Origin of the sequence: Streptomyces herbicida, from assembly GCF_032656585.1 — a bacterium.
In the GTDB taxonomy this organism is placed as follows: domain Bacteria; phylum Actinomycetota; class Actinomycetes; order Streptomycetales; family Streptomycetaceae; genus Streptomyces; species Streptomyces herbicida.
The window spans coordinates 1-20383 of record NZ_JAUYWJ010000004.1 but is presented as its reverse complement, the minus strand read 5'-3'; the positions used below and the strand labels follow the sequence as shown (position 1 = coordinate 20383).

The 20383-nt window shown below is 71.1% G+C and carries 10 protein-coding genes; 4 read left to right on the top strand and 6 right to left on the bottom strand.

Translation table 11 applies throughout. The annotated features are described in order from the left end of the window. Positions 1–22 precede the first annotated feature (22 nt). A complete protein-coding gene (locus tag Q8A52_RS09755; protein WP_316750141.1) occupies positions 23–2077 on the bottom strand; it encodes a phosphocholine-specific phospholipase C in 2055 nt (684 codons plus the stop codon). Between the two features lie 492 nt (positions 2078–2569). Between Q8A52_RS09755 and Q8A52_RS09750 the strand changes: the two genes are divergently transcribed. Genes Q8A52_RS09750 through Q8A52_RS09735 form a run of 4 tightly spaced genes read left to right on the top strand, consistent with a single transcriptional unit; the run spans position 2570 to position 11710 of the window. Continuing rightward, positions 2570–5155, top strand: coding sequence for a hypothetical protein (locus Q8A52_RS09750; protein WP_316750139.1), 2586 nt, complete (start codon positions 2570–2572; stop codon positions 5153–5155). Next, entirely contained in the window at positions 5155–8574 is a 3420-nt protein-coding gene (locus Q8A52_RS09745; RefSeq protein WP_316750137.1) for a hypothetical protein, read from the top strand. Before Q8A52_RS09750 ends, Q8A52_RS09745 begins: the two co-directional genes overlap by 1 nt. Beyond that, on the top strand, positions 8574–10145 hold the full coding sequence (locus Q8A52_RS09740) for a hypothetical protein (protein WP_316750136.1): 1572 nt from the start codon (positions 8574–8576) through the stop codon (positions 10143–10145). Before Q8A52_RS09745 ends, Q8A52_RS09740 begins: the two co-directional genes overlap by 1 nt. Continuing rightward, complete coding sequence (locus Q8A52_RS09735) at positions 10142–11710, top strand: hypothetical protein (RefSeq protein ID WP_316750134.1); 1569 nt, start codon at positions 10142–10144, stop codon at positions 11708–11710. The genes Q8A52_RS09740 and Q8A52_RS09735 overlap by 4 nt, the downstream gene beginning before the upstream one ends. A 5-nt stretch (positions 11711–11715) precedes the next feature. Here Q8A52_RS09735 and Q8A52_RS09730 read toward each other — a convergent pair whose 3' ends face one another. The 5 genes from Q8A52_RS09730 to Q8A52_RS09710 all read right to left on the bottom strand — a co-directional run bounded on the left by Q8A52_RS09730 (position 11716) and on the right by Q8A52_RS09710 (position 20263). Continuing rightward, on the bottom strand, positions 11716–14925 hold the full coding sequence (locus tag Q8A52_RS09730; RefSeq protein WP_316750130.1) for a caspase, EACC1-associated type: 3210 nt from the start codon (positions 14923–14925) through the stop codon (positions 11716–11718). Beyond that, positions 14922–15356 (bottom strand): effector-associated constant component EACC1, encoded by a 435-nt coding sequence (locus Q8A52_RS09725; protein WP_316750128.1) that lies wholly within the window; start codon positions 15354–15356, stop codon positions 14922–14924. Before Q8A52_RS09725 ends, Q8A52_RS09730 begins: the two co-directional genes overlap by 4 nt. 163 nt (positions 15357–15519) lie before the next feature. Continuing rightward, a complete protein-coding gene (locus Q8A52_RS09720; protein ID WP_316750126.1) occupies positions 15520–17697 on the bottom strand; it encodes a discoidin domain-containing protein in 2178 nt (725 codons plus the stop codon). Positions 17698–17746: 49 nt separating this feature from the next. Beyond that, entirely contained in the window at positions 17747–19351 is a 1605-nt protein-coding gene (locus tag Q8A52_RS09715) for a glycoside hydrolase family 13 protein (protein WP_316750124.1), read from the bottom strand. 36 nt (positions 19352–19387) lie between these two features. Beyond that, a complete protein-coding gene (locus tag Q8A52_RS09710) occupies positions 19388–20263 on the bottom strand; it encodes a carbohydrate ABC transporter permease (protein ID WP_316750121.1) in 876 nt (291 codons plus the stop codon). Positions 20264–20383 lie beyond the last annotated feature (120 nt).

The window sequence follows — 20383 nt, the reverse complement described above, 5'->3', positions numbered from 1 at the left end:
CGATGCGGTATTCATCGCCCTGTTACGCCGTGCGGATCGCCGGGTCGCTGACACCCGGGCACCCATTTTCGACATGTCCGGCGAACCGCCGCAAAAACGTGGCGTCGTTGTCGGACGTGACGGTGAGGTCGTACCAGCGCCTGCTCGCCGCGAGGTCGACGGCGTGCCGCACCCTGGCGCCCGGGCGCACCTGGAACGTCAGGGGCCGGCCGGTGTAGCCGTTGACCAGCTTCAGCTCGACGGTGCGCGAGCCCTTGTTGGTGAAGGTGAGCTCGACGTCGTCGCCGCTGTGCCGCGCGGTGACCTCGGGTCCGGCCGCCTTGCCCGGGCCCTTGAAAACGCGCAGGAAGCCGTTGGGGCCGTGCACGGTCAGGTCGTACGAGCCGTTCGAATACGCGGAGTTCCAGGTGTCGGCGACCGTCTTGCCGGCCTCGGTGCTGTAGCTCCAGGGGCCGTCGGTGCGGTTGCCGGAGGTGACCAGGAAGGCGGCGCCGGCCTTGGCGCCGGAGGCGAAGGTGAGCGTGAACTTCCCGACCGCGCTGTCCGCCGAACCGTCCACGAACGGGGCGTACTTGAGCGGGCGGGTGGGCTTGCGGCCGCGCTCCTGCCGGGGCAGGGCCGGGTTGGCGGGCGGCGTCGGGACGTAGTCGGGGTGGCGGTCGTGGTCCGCCGGCCGGTAGCCGTCGGTGTCCGGGAGCACGACCGGGCGGGTGTCCTTGCGGGAGAAGTCGAACGCGGCGGTCAGATCGCCGCATATCGCGCGCCGCCAGGGCGAGATGTTCGGCTCGTGCACGCCGAAGCGGCGCTCCATGAAGCGGATGACCGAGGTGTGGTCGAGGGTCTCGGAGCAGACGAAACCGCCCTTGCTCCACGGGGAGACGACGAGCATCGGCACACGCTGGCCCAGACCGTAGGGTCCGGCCACATGGCCGGCGTCGCCCTTGAAGAGGTCCGGTCCGGCGTCGACGGTGGACTTGCCCTGGGCCGCGGAGCCCGGCGGGAACGGCGGGATCACGTGGTCGAAGAAGCCGTCGTTCTCGTCGTACGTGATGAACAGGGCCGTCTTCGCCCACACCGCCGGGTCGGCGGTGAGCGCGTCGAGGACCTGGGCGACGTACCAGGCGCCGTAGTTGGCGGGCCAGTTGGGGTGCTCGGTGAAGGCCTCGGGGGCGACGACCCAGGAGATCTGCGGCAGCTTCCCGCCCTTGACGTCGGCCTTGAGCTGGTCGAAGAAGCCCTCGCCCCTGCGGGCGTCGGTGCCGGTGCGGGCCTTGTCGTAGAGCGGGTCGCCGGGCTGGGCGTTCTGGTACTGCTTGAAGTACAGCAGCGAGTTGTCGCCGTAGTTGCCACGGTAGGCGTCCTGGATCCAGCCCCAGGAGCCGTTCGCATCGAGGCCGTCACCGACGTCCTGGTAGATCTTCCAGGAGATACCGGCCTTCTCCAGGCGCTCGGGGTAGGTCGTCCAACCGTAGCCCGCCTCGTCGTTGCCGAGCACCGGGCCGCCGCCCTGACCGTCGTTGCCGGTGTAACCCGTCCACAGGTAGTAGCGGTTCGGGTCGGTGGAGCCGATGAACGAGCAGTGGTAGGCGTCGCAGATGGTGAAGGAGTCGGCGAGCGCGTAGTGGAACGGGATGTCGTCGCGGGTCAGGTACGCCATCGTCGTGGAGCCCTTGGACGGCACCCACTTGTCGTACTTGCCGCCGTCGAAGGCCGCGTGACCGTCGTTCCAGCCGTGCGGGAGGTCCTGGAGGAAGGCCATGCCGAGGTCGTCGGCGTCGGGGTGGAAGGGCAGCAGGTCCTTGGTACCGTCCGACTGGTACCAGACCGGCTTGCCGTCCTGCCGGGTGACCGCCGGGCGGGGGTCGCCGAAGCCGCGGACGCCCTTGAGCGAGCCGAAGTAGTGGTCGAAGGAGCGGTTCTCCTGCATCAGGACGACGATGTGCTCGACGTCCTCGATCGATCCCGTGCGGTGGTTCGCGGGCAGCGCGGCGGCGCGCTGGATGCTGCTGGAAAGCGTGGTGAACGCCGTGGTGGCGCCAGCGAGTTGAAGGAATCGGCGCCGGTTGACTTCGGACATGAGCGAGGAACCTCTCATCCTGATGTGCGGGATGGCCGTGACGATGACGGATCGTGCGCGGTGCGAGTGTTCCAAGAGCAGCAAACGTCAGGGAAGGGTCCGATGGCGCCAATGTGACACCCGACGATACGTGGGGCCAAGTCCTCACCAAGAAAGCGCTTCGCGACCCTCCGGTCCGGAAATCAGCGAATGGCCGAGAATATTCCGGACGCCCGGGACGGGCGAACCGCGCAATTTCCGGGCCCGGTTGGCATCGGTACTGACGCCACGGTTGCCGGAAAAGATCATATTGACATCTTTTTGCATTGCATGCTCCCGGAGGGCGGCTTTCTGGCCTAATAGGTACCCTCACGCCGCCGCGACGAGCGGCGCCGGATGAGCACATCGGGGGCAGAGCGTCAGCGCGCGCTCTTCGTACGAGGGGGATCCGCACACATGGCCGATCAATTAACCCTGCCCGAAATGAGGGCATTTGCGCTAGAAACGCTAAAAATGCTCGGTGAGCAACAGACCGACGCGCACGAGCAACGTTCGGCAGTGCAGGCGCTGGCCAAGGAGCTCGCCGCCCGAGCGGCCCAGCCGGTCACCTTCGGGGTCGTCGGCGAATTCTCGGTCGGCAAGTCCCTGTTGCTGGGCACGCTCCTGGGCAAGTCGGACCTGCTACCGGTGGAGAACCGCAAGGCCACCGGCAACATCACGGTGCTACGGCTGCGGCAGCAGCCGGCCGGCGGCGAGGAGGAGGGCCGCCCGCCGCAGACGTACGCGGATCCGACGGCCGAGATCCACTACCTCACGGCCAAGCGGCTGGGTGAGTGCGTGCGGACCATTCTCGACGAACTCGCCGACGGACTCGACCACGAGCACCCCGAACTCGGCGCCGGCGCCGTCCTGCGCACCTTGGACCCGCTCAACAGCCCCGAGGGCTGGACCCTGTTCGACCAGTGGGTCGGCTGTCTGTGGCCGGAACGGGGACCCGGTCAGCCCGAGCCGCTCGTGGATCCGCTGCGCATCGCCTCCACGCACCGCGCGGCCGCCGCCGAACTGTGCCGGATCCGCGACGCCTGGCTGAGTCAGGACGGTGTCATGGGCACGGTCCAGCGGCTGCCCTCCAAGCATCTGCGGGAAGCCCTCGACCACGGTGTGGAGGAGCGGATCCCGGCCAGTCTGCCGCTGCGCCGCGTCCAGCCGTTCACCCCGGACGAGATCAGGAACGACACCGAGGCGCTCAGCCGCAGCTTCGACCTCATCGAGCGTGTCGTGCAGGACGTGTACGTCTCCCCCGAGCACTGGGAACTGAACGAACTGCTGGCCGACCACGAGGTGCAGTTCCTCGACTTCCCCGGCATCGGCGGCGCCGGCTCGTACGGCCGCGACACCCATCTCAGCCGCCGTGAACTCGCCGACGTGCACACCATCCTCGTGGTGCTGGACGCCCGACGAGCGGGCACCCAGGGTGTCGAGAGTTTCTGGGGGATGCTGACGCAGGACGGCCGCAGCACCGAGGTGCTGGGCAAGGCCGCCCTGGTCGCGGCGAGCTTCTTCGACCAGGTCCCGGTGCCCAGCGCGCCGGAGACGGCCGTCGACGCCACCGAACTGCTGCACTCCTCGGACGAGTTGAACGCCATCCACGTCCACTCCGACAAGTTCGTCCGGGGCCGCGAGGAGGCGGTGGTGCTGACCTCCGCGATCACCGCGATCCGCCGCTACGGCCTGCCCTACGCCGCCTTGTCGCCGGGTTCGCAGGCCCGTATCGACGCCGCCCAGCGAGCCCTGGACGCACGCGACGAACAGGGCGGCGGCACGGGGTGGACCGCGCTGGCCGACCGCTTCCAGTCCCTCGCCCCGCACGGCCACTGGGCGGACCGGCTGCGCGCGGTCTCCGACGACGGCGGTGTGCGAAAACTGCACCGGCTGATCGAGGAGCACCTGAGGGCGAACGGCGTAGCCCTGAAGCAGGAGCTCGCCGAGCGCTCGCGGCGCAAGCTCTGGGACGCGCTGCGCGCCCTGCAGTACCAGGTCCGCCAGGAGACCGGACCCACGGTCGCCACCTCCACGGAATTCCGCGAACTCACCGAGCGCCTGGGCCAGTACCGCGGACTGCTGGCAACCCTCATGGCGGAACTCGACGAGCTGCGCACCACTGTTCCGCAGGACGTCGCCGCACCGCCGCCGCCACTGAGCCTGGCCGGTGCCGCGGCCGAGGTCCGGCAGGCGGTGTACGAGTGGGGCGAGTGGGACCTGCTGCTGCAACGGGCCCGGAACGACGAGAACGGCCTGGTGTCGCGCAGCGCACCGCCGCGCCCGGCCGGTGAGTTCCGCAAGGTGCTGCCCGGCCGGGTCAGCGCGCCCGCCCCGGCCACCGGGGTCCGCTCGACCGACACGACCAAGGGGTACGTGACGCGCTTCGCCGCCCTCGTGGAGGGCCACACGGACCGGGACCGGGAGCGGCTGGACACCTGGCTCGGCGCCTGGCAGGAGAGGTGGGAGGCCGAGTTCGAGGGACTGCGCTCCTGGTTCGAGGAGCCCGGCACGCTGCCCCTGCTGACCGAGGTCTATCTGAGCCACCTCGGCGACCAGGAGGAGGTCGAGAACCGGCTGACGCAGCTGTGGACCGCGCTGCACCCCGCGGAGGTCGTCGACGACCAGCGCCGCCAGCACCACCAGGACACCGGCCCCCGGGAGATCCCGGCCGACCGGTTCCCGGGACTGGCCGACCATGCGCTGCCCTGGCACCACGCCATGCCGGAGGGCGAGCTCATGACCGAGCGTCAGGAACGCCATCCGCTCATCGTGACGCGGCTGCGGCAGTACACGGCCGACGCGGCGGCCGCCGTCGTCACCGAGCGCCTCAACCGGCTGCTGACCGGCCGGGTCGAGGTATTGCACACCTTCTACGAGAAGACGGCGCAGTGGGTGCTCGCCGAACACGACATCCGCCCGCCGCGCGGCACGCCCGGCGCCCGGCACGCATCCCACGGCGAGGCGCCGGCCGACGGCCCCGGAGGCGGATCGGGCCAGGCCGACGATCGCGGCAACCAGCCCATCGACGTGCTGATGAGGACTTGGAGGAAGGCCTGATGCCCGAGCTGGTGCTCTCGTTCGACGTGCCGGACACCGCGGACGGCGCCAAGTCGCCGTACGTCCGCACGAGAGGCTCCCGGGAGTTCGTCCTCCACGCCCAGGACGGCCGCTATGCGCTGCCGGTGGTCACCCTGCGACTGGCCGCCGCCCACGACAACCCGTACTTCAACACCACGCTTCCCGGCAGGCTCTCGGTGCGTCCGGGCGACGGCTCGGTCCTGCCGGCCCGGCTGGACACGGCGCTGCGGGCCGCCTGGCTGCCCGCGCACTCGTCGACCAAGCACATGCTCGCCGACACCGTCCTGTCCAGGGGCGCCTTCGTCGACTCCGCCCTGCTGTCCGGGTCCGCCGCGCAGCCGAACGAGACCTGGACGCACGGTCTCCCGCTGCGCGTCGACGTGACCTGGGAGCTGGACTACCAGAGCAAGGCGGGCCGCGACATCGTCCAGGGCACCGTGCTGCTGGAGTTCCGGCCGCCGCAGGAGGAACCGGAGCCCACGGCCGGGGAGGAGGAGTCGTCGCTCCCCGAGTTCCTGACCCTGCGCAAACCGTCCGACCGGCACTTCCAGGAGTTCGTGGTGGTCGACTTCGGCACCACCGCCTCCACCGTCACGCTGCAGAGCGCCGCCAAGGTCACCCAGTTCCCGGTCGACCCCGCCCAGGGCCAGGCTCTCGGCACGATGCTCGGCGAGCTGCTCGACCCACGGTCCGACTGGCCCGCCCCGTACCGGGCGGCCGTCGACAACCTGCTGGCCTCTCAGGTGCGCCTGGGCTCGGGAGAGACCGTCAGCGGACGCGAGGCCCTGGACCTGATGCGCGAGGAGAATCCGGACGCGGTGGACGCCCTCCTCCTGGCGATGGAGCAGATCCGCCAGCACGGCGACACGGAACTGCGCGAGTGGCTCGTCCCCCGGCTGCACCGCGGCTACTCCCGGGTCACCGACACGCCGCCGCTGCGTATGCACTCACTGCGCCCGGTCCACTTCCAGGGGAAGAACGCCGAGCTCACCTACGCGCCCGCGAGCGCCCTGCTGGAGGACGACTCCGACGGTCCCGCCGGTGCCCCCGAGCAGCGCCGTTTCCAGCTCGTGGACGCGCCCGCCGCGATCACCGGGCTCAAGCGTCAGGTCATGCGGCTGCGGCCCGGCGACGTCCCCGGCTCGGACCTCAGCGCGATCCATCTCACCCAGCACATGTATCTCCAACTGGTCGGCGCGGCCGAGGAGTTGACCAAGGACTCGGCCACCGACAGCAGTACCGTGCAGACCGTCGTCGTGACCTATCCGACCACCGCCCTGCCGGAGGTCAAGGACCGGCTGCTGACGCTGGTGAAGAAGGCGCTGAACGCCCAAGTCGTGGTGATGGACTACGACGAAGGGCTCGCCGCCGGTCTGTTCTTCGTCATGCGCGAGCTGTCGGGCAATCTCAACCTGGGCCTGGAGGCACTGCGCGCCCGGTCCCGCCGCGTCGTACGGGTGCTGCCGGCCAAATCCACCGCGGGGCCGGACGACGAGGCCGCACGCGAGCGCCGGGTTCCGGTGCTGCCCGCGACCTGGCACCGCACGATGCTGGTCATCGACATCGGCGGCGGCACCACGGACATCGCGCTGCTCAGGCTGGTCCTCACCGACGTCACTCCGGAACGGCCGGGCGGCGACCCGGCGTTCCTGGGCCGGCGCTACCGGCTGGAGCCCCTGCTGCTCGGCTCCACGGGGCATGAGCAGCTGGGCGGCGACCTGCTCACGCTCCAGGTCTTCTACTGGCTCAAGGCCGTGCTCGTCGACGCCCTGTGGGAACCCCCGGGCGGCACACCACCGAACCGCCGGTCGCTGGCGGCCCAGGTCGCCGAACAGGCCGGGCGGCAACTGGAGTCGGTGGTGGGCGCGGACATCAAGGAGGTGCTCGACCGCTGCATCCCGACGCGCTACGACGCCTCGACCCTGCAGCCCCAGCTGGCCCGGGACCGGTTCCACGCGCTGTGGCAGTTGGCAGAACGGACCAAGTGCCTGATGGGGGCGGCCGACCCCGACGAGCCCCCGGTGCTGCACAAGGACGATGTGCACGAGATCGTGCAGAGCGCGGACGTGCCGCTGAGCAATCCCACCGATGATCTGCCCCTGGATCCCGGGCAGTTCCGGCGGCTGATGCGACCGGTGCTGGAACGGGCCGCGGAGATGGGCGCCGACCTGGTGCGCAGCACCTTCGAACGCGAGTGGGACGTCGATGACAGGGGCGCCGAGACAGGACGCGGCGCCGCGTTCCCGCCCGTGCTCGATCAGGTCGTCATCTCCGGCCGGACCAGCAGCATGCCCATGGTCCAGGAGACGATCGCGGACGTACTGACCCGGACGGACGCGGGCTCTCGGCGCAAGTTCGGCTGGAACCCCACCGCGCTGGCCATCGAGACCGGGTTCGCGGCCAAGCAGGCCACCTCCCTGGGCGCGGCCTGGGCCCACGCCATCAGCAAGCGGGCGGGGGTGGCCGCCGCGGCGAAACAGCAGAACATGAGCGAACTGGACATCGTCACCCACGGTCTGTTCGCCAGCCTGCCCTGCGACCTCGGACCACTCGGCCAGGCGGGGCGCCGGCTCGTCCTGCTACGGGCCGGGGAACCCTTCGTCGAACTGGACGAGGTCGGCACCCGCGGCATCCGCTCGCGCCACTGGAACGAACTGCCCGAACTGCTCGAACTGCACCGGTTCACCTCCAGCTCCCGGTCCATCCAGTGGGGCAGCTTCGACCTCGCGCTGGCCGCGGCCCGGGACCGGCTGGACCTGTCCGCACCGGTCTGGAGCGGCCGCCGCGCCAAGTACCTGATCGAGGTGGACCAGCAACTCGTGCCGCAGATCCTGATCTGCTCCGGCACCCCCCACTACTACGTCGACTCCGAAAGCCACCACCTCCCGCTCGCCGACCTCATCCCCGACGCCCACTTCGACCCCGAGGTCAGCCGCTGCCGGCTGCCCGGACGCCTGTGCGTCCCGGACGCCGGCGGCGCGCTCGTCGAGGTCTTCCCCCGGCCCGCCGCCGGATCCTCCGACGAGGAGTACTTCCCGGACGTCTTCCACCCGGACCGCGACGGCACCCAGCGCACCGTCCCCGGCCGGAGGGCCGTGATACCGGTACCGCCCATCGGCCGGCAGTACGAGTTCCACCTCGACGACGGCAGCGGCAACACGAGGAAGCTGGAGAGCCTGGCGGTCCTCGACGCCGCCTCCAACGGCCCCCAGCGCCTCCACATGGCGACCCTCGACGCCCGCGGCCACCTCCGTGTGTTCCGTGGAGCGGTGCCCTTCGCCGAGACGAGGCATCTGCCGGAAGTGGAGCGGTTCCCCGGGCGGGTCTACCGGCGTCGTATGGACGAGGGCCGCCCCGACTTCAACGACCTCTGGAATCCCCTGACGGGAGAGCACTGATGGACGACACCGGAGCACTCGCTGCGGCGCCTCCGGTCGCGCAGCGGAACACTGCCCCGGCCGGCGCGGCGGACGTCGGCGACCTCCTCGCCTCCTTCTCCGCCGCCGTCACCGAGCTGGCGGACCTGCCGTCCGCGAGCCGGGACGTGCTCATCGACGGCCTGCGTGCCTGCTGCGCGCGGATGGCGGCGCACCTGCACGACGAACGGCTCAGCGCCGACCCCGAGCGCGCCCAGGTACTGGCCTACGACGCGCTCAGCGCCGTAGGTCTGCTCGCCCACCGGCTGGGCCGCAGCACCCCACCGGCCGCCCAACGGACCACGCCTGTAACGGAATCAACGGCCTTACCCACGGTGCGGCGCGGGGCGGGCGGCATGGACGAGGCCGTGCCGGCGAGTGACGCCGACGGGGCCGACGCGGACCGCGCGGACAAGGACCCCCTGCCCGCACCGGTTCTCCCGGCCCCCAGCGGGCCGGCACGCTCGGACAGTCCCGGTCCCGTTGAGCGGGACGGGGGCCTTCCGCCGAAGGAGGGCGGCCCCGCCCCGCGGCCGGTGAGCGCGGCCCGGCAGACCGCCCCGCCGCCCAAGCCCACTTATCCGCCGGTGCCGGTGGACCATACGGAGCGGCTGCGCAAGGCGCTGGCCGAACGGTTCGAGAACCTGTACAAGGACCCGGAATCCAAGCCGTGGCTGGACGCGCCGATCCCGCAGCTGAGGCCGAAGGGCTGGCCCGGCATCGCGGAGCCGACGACGGTCGAGGAGATCTGGTGCGCCGCGCACATGGCGCTGCTGCATCTTCCGGCCGAACAGATGGCCCGGTGGCGAGACGACTTCTGGCAGTCGGCTCACTCGGCGGCCGAGGGAGATTTCCGGTTCGCCTCCGAATGGAGCGCGGCCAGGGCACCCGCGGACCCGAGCGTCATCATTCCGGCCCTGCCGGGTCATTGCTCGGAGGAGCGACTGGCCGTCCGGCCCGACACGGAAGGGGAGTTGCCGGCTTCCCTGCCGTCCGCCCTGGCCGCCGCGGCACGGGCGGCCGAGCCGGACCCGCGGCACGAACGGTGGCGGTTGTGGGCGGTGCGGGCCGGCCAGATCCTGCGGCTGACCGCGCTCGACTCCGCTCTGGTGCTGTGCTGGAAGGGCACGGTCGCCGGGCCCGTCGACCAGGAGTACTTCACGACGCTGCTCGAGGAGCGGCTGCGCAGGCTCATGAGGGAAGGCACGTTCCGGGCCGAGTACGACCTCGACGCTCTGATCGGTTCCGTGCTGCGGCCCACCGTCGCCGCACTGGACAGCTGGTGGTGGCAGTGGCGCATCGCGCCCTGGGCGGACCTGGCCGGATCCGCACCGCGCGGCGGCTACGAGTTCCTCTCGCCCCAGGACATGAAGTTCATCGATCGTGATCAGGTGTCGCGGTTCACCGGTGGAGAGAACTTCCCCGGGCGCACACAGCCCTCGGCTCCGCTGGTCCAGTGGGTGCTGCACGCCCTGGTGCGCGGCTCCGGCTCCAATGAGAAAGGCCTCGGTGTGGTCATCGTCCAGCCGAGCGTGTCCGGGAGGACGAGATGACGGTGTTGAATGCCCTGCTCGCCGCCCTGGGCGCGCTCCTCGCGGGAGCCCTCGCCCTGCTCTGGCGTCTGCGCTACGTCTTCGGCCGGGAGCGCCGGCAGTTGCGGGACGAGATCGCCCGCCTGGGGGCGGCGCTGCCGCCGGCGGACATCGCCCAGGAGCTCCGGCGCGCACGTGCCGAGGCCGAGCAGGCGGTCCGGGAGCGGGACAGGGCGCGGACGAGGGTGGCGCTGCTCGAGAACTCGTCGGCCGAGGCCCTGACAGAACGGGATGCTCTCGGCAGGAGCCGCGACGAACTCGTGGCGGAGCGGGACCGACTTGCCGACGAATGCGACCGCGTGACGGCCGAGCGCGACGAACTCGCTGACCGGCGCGACAAACTGACGGCGAAACACGAACGTCTGCTCAAGGACCACAAGCGGCTGTCCGAGGAGCTGGCCGGGATCCGGTCGCAGCGTGACGAGGCACAGCGGGTGGCGGACGAGGAGGCGTCCCGTCGCAAGCAGGCGGAAGAGCGCGCCCTGCCGCGCGACAGCGCCCAGATGAGCCATCCGGGCATGCGGGCACAGCTCGACCGCATCCGCAGTCTGATCGATCCCGGCGGCACTTCCGCACAGCCGCTGTCGAACATCCGCGACCTGTTGCCCGTGATGCCCCAGCACCCCTCGCTGAGTGCCGACGCGGTGGCCGACAGCGTCGTCGACGGAGCCGATCTGGGCGCTGTGGTGGTCCGGGCGGTGTCGACGTGCGGAGACCGGCACCGACGGGAGCGGCAGCACCGCCGCGACGCCGTACTGCTGCGCATGCCCACGGCGCAGGGCCGGCGCCATCTGCTGAGCACGGTTGCGGCCGGAGCGCCGGACGGCGCGTGGTCGCAGTCCGCGGCGGCGCATGTGTGCCGGGCGCTGGAGACACAGGTGGTGCGGAACGCGGACTTCCTGGCCGAGGCGCTGGACCGCCCGGCGACCGATCCCGTTCCGCCGGGGGCCCAGGCGGCGCTGCGGCTCGCGCTGGGCAATGTCGGCCGGGCCGTCGAGGTGGAGGGCAAGCAGCGCGGGTGGATCGCCCTGGACGGCTCGCCCGCGGAACGGGCGATCGCTACCGGGCTGACGGCCGTGCTGACACCGCTGGACGACCGGCAGTCCCGGACACATCTCGTGTTCGGCGTCGGCGACGGGTCCGTGCTGCGGCTGCGCAAGGGACGCTGGGAACAGGTGTTTGCCGCGGCGGGAACCGCGGGCGCGACGGCCGGCCCGCTGCCGGACAACACCGCGGTGAACTGGGCCCTGGTGGAGACCCTGCCCCGGGAGCTCCTGGTGGTGTGCACCCGTCCGATGACCGACCTGCTGCTGAGGGAGGACACGGGACGGCAGTTCGCCGACCTGTGGTCCGCGGGGCAGCCGACGCTGCCGTGGTTCCTGTCCAGTGTCGTCGCGAAGGTCGAAGCGGCGGTGGAGGACCGCAGCCTGGTGTGCCTGTGGGACTTCGGGTACGCGGCCGACGCGGAGGAGGACCGCTTCTGGGACGCGGGCCCCGTCGGCACGGCCGGTTCGCGGGTCGGCTGAGCCCGTCAGCCGACCAGGCCGTGGCGCTGCCCCAGGGCGTCCGCCCTGGGGTCCGCGGGGTTCCGCCGCCGCAGGATGGTCATCAGCACACCGGCCATCGCACGCACGTCGGCGTCGGACCTGTCGGCCGCGGGACCGAGGCGGTCCCGCAGCCTGCGGAGTGCCTCCTCGGCATAGGCCACGGCCTTGTCGTGCTCCCTCGGGTCGGACACACGCCCCGCGAGGTCGGAGTGGTATCCGGCGAGATTGCAGAGCGACCGCGCGAGGCGGGTCTCGAAGGCGGGGTTCTCGGCGGCGAGCAGCTCGCGGGTGCGGACGGCGGCCCTGCCCCGCCTCAGCGCTGTCGGCAGGTCGCCCGCATCGGCGGCGAGGCAGCCCAGCAGGTCGAGGATCTCGCTGAGTTCCTCGAAGCCGGACGTTCCCCCGGCATGGAGCTGTCCCAGGATCGCCAGCGCCTCGTCGCCCGCCTCCCGCGCCCTCGGGATGTCGCCCACGCTGCCGTACGCCGCGCACAGCACCGACAGCGCGTCCGCGAGCCCGGCCTCGTCCCGCCGGTCGGGTCCCGGTCCTGCCGCGCGGAACGTCTGCACCGCCTCCTCCGCCAGCCGGACGGCCGAGGCACGGCGGTCGTCGTCGCGGGCCTGATGCAGGACGCTGGCGATGTTCACGAGGATGCGGGAGCGCTCGGTCGGCCTCGGCGTCAGCCCCTCGGTCCGCTGGACGAGCAGCAGCGCCTCGTCGACGGACTCCCACGATTTCCCGGTCTGTCCGTCGCCCAGTTCCAGCGACCCGAGCGTGGCCAGGGCGCTCGCCAGGCCCGCCTGGTACGCGGCCGGATGGTGCTCGGCCAGAACACGCCAGGCGTCGACCGCGCGGCCGGCCTCGCGAAGGGCCTCGTGCGCCTGGCCCGCCCGGGAGTAGGAGCGGACCCGTTCGTCGGCGCTGCGGGCGAGGTCCACGCCCGTGGTGGCGCGGTCCGCGTCGTAGGGGGCGAGGCGGCGGTCGATCGCGGCGACTCCGACCGCGAGGTCGGCACCGCGGTGCCGGGGCAGCTCATCTCGGATCCGCACCAGCAGGTCGGTCTGCTCGGTCGTCTCGGCGAAGGTCGCGAGGAAGGTGCCCCCGGCGCGCACCGCGAGCCTCGGGTGGTCCCTCAGCAGCGGATGCAGGACCGCGCTCGCGACATGGGACCAGCGGCGCGAGGTCTCCGCGAGCATGGTCATCGCGTACGGCGTCCACGGCGGCCCGTCGGGTTCGGAGTCCGACGGGAGAAGCAGCCGTTCGGCGAGTTCCTGCGCCTCCATCTGGGCGGGGTAGTCCGCACTGTGGCCGGGGATGGTGAGCGCCAGGAAGTCCTCGCCCAACCGGTCCGGGTACAGCGGCTCCAGGGCGGCGCTCCGGGCGCTGTCCAGGGGCGGATAGCACTGGCGGTGGAGGTTCAGCAGCGGGTCGATGACCTCGTCGGACCTGATGCCGGCGCGGCGCAGGGCTCTGCGCGCCTGTCGCACCGGCAGTCCGCCGGTGACCGTGGCGACGAAGACGGCTCGTCTGACCTGGTCGAGCGTGAGCCCGCGGAAGTCGCGGTGCCCCAGGACGTCCTCCCATTGGGCGTGCTCGCGGGCGAGCAGATCCGCCGACACGGCGACCGGGTCGACGGGCGCGGGAGAGCCGGACCATTGTGCCAGCACATCCACCAGGGCAGCCATGTGGACCGTGAGGACGAGGGAGAAGTCCCGCAGATTCCAGTCGGGTTGCCGGTCCACCGGTTTGGGGCGCACCCGGTCCAGGGGGACGCCGAGGGCCTGGGCGTAGCCCTCGCGCGCGGTCTGGAACTCCTTGGGCCGGTGGCCCGGGTCGGGGGTGTGCGAGGTGAGGGGGACGGCGTTGTGCAGGGCGATGACGGTCGGCAGACGCGAGGTGAGGGCGGTCCACCAGTGGCCGGTCATCCGGGCGAGCAGCAGGACCCGTAAGGGGCCGGAACCGGACGAGGCGACGAACTCCAGCAACGCGCTCAGTTCCTCGGTCGGCCAGCGGTCGGCGTAGTCGACGACGACGAGCGTCCCGGCGCCACCGGAGCGCCAACGGCCCCCGGCGGCCTCGCGCAGCACGGAGACCTGCTTCGGGCGGCGGACGGCGTGCCAGGCCTGCCATCCCTCCTTCGCCCATTCCTCGGCCAGATGGCGGGCGAAGCGCGTCTTGCCCTGGCCGCCACCGGCGTACAGGACACAAAGGCGCGCGCCGCCGCTCTCGCGCCAGAAGGCGAAGTTGACCAGTTCGCGTTCCCGGCCGTGAAAGGGGACGACGGCGCGGTCGGCCCGCAGCAGAAGGCTCGGCGTGATGCGGGCTCCGTCCGGCTCGACGGGGTCGAACTGCTCGGGGTAGCGCCTCAGTACGCAACTGGAGCCCGGGACGCTCACCGCGTCGGGCGTCCCGGTGTCGGCTGCGTCGGCGGAGCCGGGGACGGGGTCCGGCAGGGGGCGCCACTGACGGTTGCGGACGAGGGCGAGGTGGTCGCCGTGGCCGGCCTGACTGTGCCGGGGGCGGGGCATCTGCCGCTCGCGCAGCCCGCGGACGACGGCGGTCGTGACGGCGCGCAGGGTGAGCGCCCGGTCCGGCGAGGGCACACCACCGCGCAGCGTCTTGAGCAACTCGCCGGTGAAGACGGTGTGTTTCTCGCCAGGTACGGCGATCGAGATGCTGTCGCGGGCCGAAGAGGTCAGGATGTAGGCGCTGCTGGGTTCGATCTCCCGGTCCACCACGGACTCCACGTCCGACATGGCGATCGCCATACCGCTCCAGCAGCAGTCCAGAATGATCACCGCATGGCGGGCCCTGCGTTCGGTGACGAGCTCTCTGATGCTGGCGAACGGAATGTTTCGCACGCTGAGGGTGTCGTCGGTGGTAACGACGGTCGGCAGGGCGAGCTGGGACTTGTGGATGGCTCCGTGGCCCGCGAAGTACACCACCACGGTGTCCTCGGCGGCGTTTGCGGCGGACAGCACGCGCTCGAGGACGTCGATGGGGTCCTCGGGGTCCTCGATCACATCGCAGTGCTCCGGAGGCAGGCCCCAGAGATCCGGGTCGGTGAGGACCGCCTTGAGGTCGGCGAGGTTCGTCGCGATCGCGGGCAGCGGTTGCCAGCGGTCGGGGTCGGCGTAGCGGGTTACCCCGATGAGGACGGCTCGTGACTTCGCCGGGTCCGGGTGGTGGATCATGCTTCGCCGCCGGGGACGAGCTGCCCCTCCTCGCCCGGGGGCCGCTGGTCCTCGCCCGACGCCTCGTCGCCGCCCTGGGCGAGAAGTTCGAGCAGTTGCCGTGACATCTCGACGGCGGCCTGGTGGTCACGGGCCTGGCGCACCTCGAACTGCACGCTCCGCGATCCGCACGTCACTGTCATGCTGATGCTCCGCTGACGGCCCGCCAGCCAGGCGGTGAGGGCCTGGACCAGGGCGGCGCCCACCCCGCCCGCCCCGAGCACCATCACCAGGTCCTTGATCACGCCGCTCATCGCGCCGTCGACGCTCGGCGCCGGCCGTGCTTCGACGGCGACCGAGCGCAGCTCCGGGTCTCGGGCCAAGTCGTACCGCAGATCGTCGAGTTCGATGTGCGGCTGCTCAGTGCCGCGGATCTCCACCACCAGCTTCATCGCCTCAGCTTGGCAGATCCCGGACCAAACCATATGACGTTCGGGCAAACCACTGAACGGACGGATGTCCCGTGACATGCCCCCCGAGGAGCGGGTCCGCGCTTCGCCGAACCGCGCGCCCGTGACGAGCAGATCCGGGCGGCGAAGCGCGGAACCCCTCGGGCTACGACGTCAGATACGCCTCCACCTCACTGAACTGACCGGCCGGCCAGCCGGTGTTGGCGCTGGCCGTCAGCCGCAGATAGCGCAGGCCGGTGCCGCCCGGCAGGGAGACGGTCGTCGTGTTGCCGGTCGCCGGGTCGAAGCGATAGCCCTGCGGGCCGACCACCGTCGAGTAGGAGGAACCGTCGGTGCTGCCCAGCACGGCGATGGTCTGGGTCCGTGCGCCCCAGGCGGCCGACGGCGGCAGCTTCAGCACCAGCCGGCGCACGGCCTCGGCCGAACCGAGGTCCACCGTCCAGGACTGCGGGAAGGCGTTGTTGGTGGACTCCCAGTAGCTGTTCGGATCGCCGTCGACCGCCTTGCCGGGCGTGTAGACGTCCTGCGAGCCGGTGGCGGTGGCCGGGCGGCCCTTGGCCAGATTGCGGTTCGGGTCGGGGTCCGGGTTGCCCTGGCCGGGCTGGGGCCAGGTCGAGCAGTCCGACCAGGTGCTGCTCCAGCCGGAGTTGCCACCGCCGTCGGCGAGCGTGAAGGAACCCGAGCTCGCCGGGTAGGGGCAGTTGTAGACGCCTGCCGCGCCGACGCCGGTGGCGGTGACGTTGCGGAAGGTGGCGGCGCCCTGGGCCTCCGCCTGGACCACGACCGTACCGGTGTTCCGCACCGTCGCGCCGTCCACGGTGACGTTCCTGACCGGGTAGCCCTGTCCGCCGCCGGAGACGAACTCGAAGGCGCTGTACGGGCTGTCCGTGATCGTCGTGTTGGTGATGCTGACGGTGGCGTTGACGGCGCTGTCGTAGGAGTCGACGCGCAACGCCCCCATCGGATGGTTCCAGTTGGGATTCATGGCCCCGGTGCGGACGAGGGTGTTGCCGTCGACCGTGATGGTTCCCGCCAGGGGGTGGAAGGGATCGAGGAACTTCTGGTTGGAGATCGCGATACCGCTGCCGAGGGCGTTGGTGTCGGAGATCAGGTTGTTCCTGACCGCGATGTCGGTGCCGCCGTAGATCGCGATGCCGTTGGCGAGGTTGGGCTGCGAGATGGTGTTGTTCTCGAAGCTGCTGTTCGTGTCCGGCGCGTACAGGGACCACATCGCGAGTGAGTCGTCGCCCTGGTTGCGCAGGAAGTTGTTGCGCACGCGGACACCCCTCGCGGTGCCGTTGAGGTTCAGGCCGTCGGCGGTGGTGTCGAGGATGCGGTTGTTCTCGACGACCAGGTTGTCGTTGTTGCCCATCAGCCAGAGGCCGACCTTGAGGTGCTGGAGCCACATGCCCGACACCGAACTCCCGGGCCCCAGCGCTCCGTTGACGAAATTGTCCGGGTTCGAGTCGACCCGCTCGGTGACCTCGCCGATGACCGCGAAGTCCTTGATTCGGACGTTCCCGGAAGAGGACGACTGGTCGATGAAGCGGGAGGTGTGCACGACGGAGTACCAGTTGCCGGCGCCCTGGAGGGTCACGTTCTGCACCCCGCTGAGCGAGGAGGTCAGCCGGTAGTCGCCCGGCGGGATCCAGACCACTCCTCCCTGTGCGGCCGCGATGGCGTCCCGGAACGCCTGGGTGGAGTCGCCCTGGCCGCTGGGGTCGGCCCCCTTGGAGGTGACGGACACCGATCCGGCGGGCTGGGACGCGGTCCCGGCGACCTGCTCGAAGTCGGCGACGTCGACGGTGACCTGGGTGCCGGTCGACTGCAAGGCGATCCGGTCGCCCGCCTGGACATCCCGGCCGAGCAACAGCCTGGCGTTGTCGAAGAAGTGATGTGTCCTGGCGCCGGGGATCCACCCCGTGTCGATGTACGAGTACTTGGACGTGACCGGCAGGGACTTCGCGAGCTTGGTGCCGTTGACGTAGACGTCGAGGGTGCCCGACTGACCGTCCGGGACGCTGCAGCCGACGTTCACGGCATTGGCCGCGCGAGGCACGGTGAACTCGACCCGCTGCCCCGAGCCCAGCCTGACCGCCTGACGCCCGGAAGCCTCGGAGGCGAGGGTGCCCTGGGTGTAGTCGGGCCCGATCTTCGTGCCGTTGGTGGTCGCCGACTCGGCCTCGACGGACGTGAAGGGAAGGGCGGCGCCCGCTGCCGCGTGGGCGGCCGGGGCGAGGGCGACGAGCATGCCGGCGGCGAGGGCGACGGCCGCACCGACTGCTGGCATGCGCCTGACATGTCTGGGGGTGCTCTGCTGCATGTGCTGATCCCTTCGTGGTGGGGGTGCGGGGATAGCAAGGGGCGGCGGCTCAGACCCGGAGCCAGACCGCCGTGTCCTGCGGGAGGCGGCCCCTGTCGTCCGGCGGACCGCTGGCGAGCAGGAGCCGGGTGTGCGCGGGCAGTTCTGCGGGAGCGGCCGCGAGGTTCACCACACAGACCACTCCCTCCGCGCGCGAGAAGGAGAGGACGCCGTCGGGGGCGGGCAGCCAGGTGAGGGGGCCGTCGCCGAACGACGGGCGCAGCCGGATCGCCTCGCGGTAGAGGCGGAGCATGGAGTCCGGGTCGCTCTGTTGCCGGTCGACCGCATAGGAAGGCCAGTCGGCCGGCTGCGGCAGCCATGGCTCCTCGCGGGAGCCGAAACCCGCACACGGCTCTCCCGCCGCCCAGGGCAGCGGTACCCGGCAGCCGTCACGGCCAGGTGCGGTGCCGCCCGACCGGAAGTACATCGGATCCTGAATCCGGTCCAGCGGGATGTCGGCCTCCGGCAGCCCCAGTTCCTCCCCCTGGTACACATAGACCGCCCCGGGCAGGGCCAGCGACAGCAGCGCTGCGGCGCGGGCCCGACGGGTGCCGAGGGCGAGGTCCGCCGGCGTGCCGAAGGCCTTGGTGGCGAAGTCGAAGCCGGTGTCCGCACGGCCGTACCGGGTGACGGTGCGGGTCACGTCGTGGTTGCACAGCACCCAGGTGGCCGGTGCGCCCACCGGCGCGTGCTCGGCGAGCGTGGTGTCGATCGACGTGCGCAGCCTCGGGGCGTCCCAGGGGCAGGCCAGGAAGGAGAAGTTGAAGGCCGTGTGCAGCTCGTCGGGGCGGAGGTAGCGGGCGAAGCGTTCGGGATCGGGGAGCCAGACCTCGCCGACGAAGACGCCGTCGTACTCGTCGGCCACCGCACGCCAGGAGCGGTAGATGTCGTGCAGTTCGTCGCGGTCGACGAAGGGGTGCGGGTCGCGGCCCCCGGCCAGGTCGGGGAGGTCCGGGTCCTTGGCGAGCAGGGCGGCGGAGTCGATGCGGACGCCGGCCACCCCCCGCTCGAACCAGAAGCGCAGGATGTCCTCGTGCTCGCGGCGGACGGCCGGGTGGGCCCAGTTGAGGTCGGGTTGCTCGGGCGTGAACAGATGGAGGTACCAGTCGCCGTCGGGCAGCCGGGTCCACACGGGCCCCGTTGAGCCGACGAACTGGGACGGCCAGTCGTTCGGCGGGAGTTGGCCGTGCGCACCGCGCCCCGGCCTGAAGTGGAACAGCTCGCGCTCGGCGCTGCCGGGGCCCGCCGCGAGCGCCGCACGGAACCAGACGTGCTGGTCGGAGACATGGTTGGGCACCACGTCGACGATGGTGCGGATGCCCAGCTCCCGTGCCTCGGCGATGAGTTTCTCGGCCTCGGCGAGCGTCCCGAAGGCCGGGTCGACGGCGCGGTAGTCGGCGACGTCGTAGCCGCCGTCCTTCATGGGTGAGAGGTACCAGGGGTTGAACCACAGGGCGTCCACGCCGAGTTCGGCGAGATACGGGAGCCTTGCCCGGACGCCCGCGAGATCGCCGACGCCGTCGCCGTCGCCGTCCGCGAAGCTGCGTACGTACACCTGGTAGATGACGGCGGAGCGCCACCAGGCGGCGCTTCGGGCATGGGGGGCCTGTCCCACGGTGCCTGCCTTTCTGTGTCGGGGAGGAGGGCGGTGTCAGCCCTTCGTGCTGCCCGCGCTGATCCCGGCGATGATGTGCCGCTGGAAGACGAGGAACAGGGCGACCATCGGGATGCCGGCGATCACCATCGCGGCGATGAGCACGGTCAGCTGGATGTTCTGTGACAGCTGGACGAGGGCCACGCTGATCGGCTGCTTGTCGGTGTCGGAGAAGACCATCAGCGGCCACAGGAAGTCCTGCCACACGGCGACCAGCGCGAAGATCGACACCACTCCCAGTACCGGCCGGGACATGGGCAGCACGACCGACCACAGGATGCGCAGCTTTCCGGCGCCGTCGATCTCTGCGGCCTCCAGCACATCGCGCGGCAGCTGGTCGAAGAACCGCTTCAGCAGATACAGGTTGAAGGCGTTGGCGACGGCCGGCAGCCAGATCCCGAGGGGGTCGTTGAGCAGGCTGGTGTGGACCAGTGGAAGGTCGGCGACGGTGAGGTACTTCGGTACGACCAGCGCTTGGGCCGGCACCATCAGGGTGGCCAGGATGCCGCCGAGGATCACCTTGCCGAAAGCGGGCCGCAGCCGGGAGAGGGCGTAGGCGGCGGCCGTGCAGAACACCAGCTGGAACAGCCAGGCTCCGGACGCCTGGACCACCGTGTTCCACAGATGCCGCGGCAGCTGCATGAGGTCCCAGGCGTCGGTGTAGCCGCTGAGGTGCCAGTGCTCCGGCACGAGGGTGGGCGGGGTCCGCGCCACCTCGTCCGGCGACTTCGCCGCGCCGGTCACCATCCAGTAGACCGGGAAGAGGAAGGCGAGCGCGAAGAGGACGACGACGCCGGTGAACACCGTCCAGTAGACGGCCTTGCCGCGCGGGCGGGCCAGCGTCGCCGGAGAGACGAGGGTCCGGGTGCTCATTAGAGGACCATCCCTTCTGCAGCCCTCACGAGTAGGGTTGTGACCTCTCGGTCCCGGTGGGTGCATGGCCATGGGTGCGAGCCGCTTGACGGCCTGCATGAGTTCCGCCAGCCCCGCCGG

Bases quoted from the DNA above. Each gene is read 5' to 3' on its own strand.
- Q8A52_RS09755 (WP_316750141.1), bottom strand. From the start codon at position 2,077: ATGTCCGAAGTCAACCGGCGCCGATTCCTTCAACTCGCTGGCGCCACC.
- Q8A52_RS09750 (WP_316750139.1), top strand. From the start codon at position 2,570: ATGCTCGGTGAGCAACAGACCGACGCGCACGAGCAACGTTCGGCAGTG.
- Q8A52_RS09745 (WP_316750137.1), top strand. From the start codon at position 5,155: ATGCCCGAGCTGGTGCTCTCGTTCGACGTGCCGGACACCGCGGACGGC.
- Q8A52_RS09740 (WP_316750136.1), top strand. From the start codon at position 8,574: ATGGACGACACCGGAGCACTCGCTGCGGCGCCTCCGGTCGCGCAGCGG.
- Q8A52_RS09735 (WP_316750134.1), top strand. From the start codon at position 10,142: ATGACGGTGTTGAATGCCCTGCTCGCCGCCCTGGGCGCGCTCCTCGCG.
- Q8A52_RS09730 (WP_316750130.1), bottom strand. From the start codon at position 14,925: ATGATCCACCACCCGGACCCGGCGAAGTCACGAGCCGTCCTCATCGGG.
- Q8A52_RS09725 (WP_316750128.1), bottom strand. From the start codon at position 15,356: ATGAAGCTGGTGGTGGAGATCCGCGGCACTGAGCAGCCGCACATCGAA.
- Q8A52_RS09720 (WP_316750126.1), bottom strand. From the start codon at position 17,697: ATGCAGCAGAGCACCCCCAGACATGTCAGGCGCATGCCAGCAGTCGGT.
- Q8A52_RS09710 (WP_316750121.1), bottom strand. From the start codon at position 20,263: ATGAGCACCCGGACCCTCGTCTCTCCGGCGACGCTGGCCCGCCCGCGC.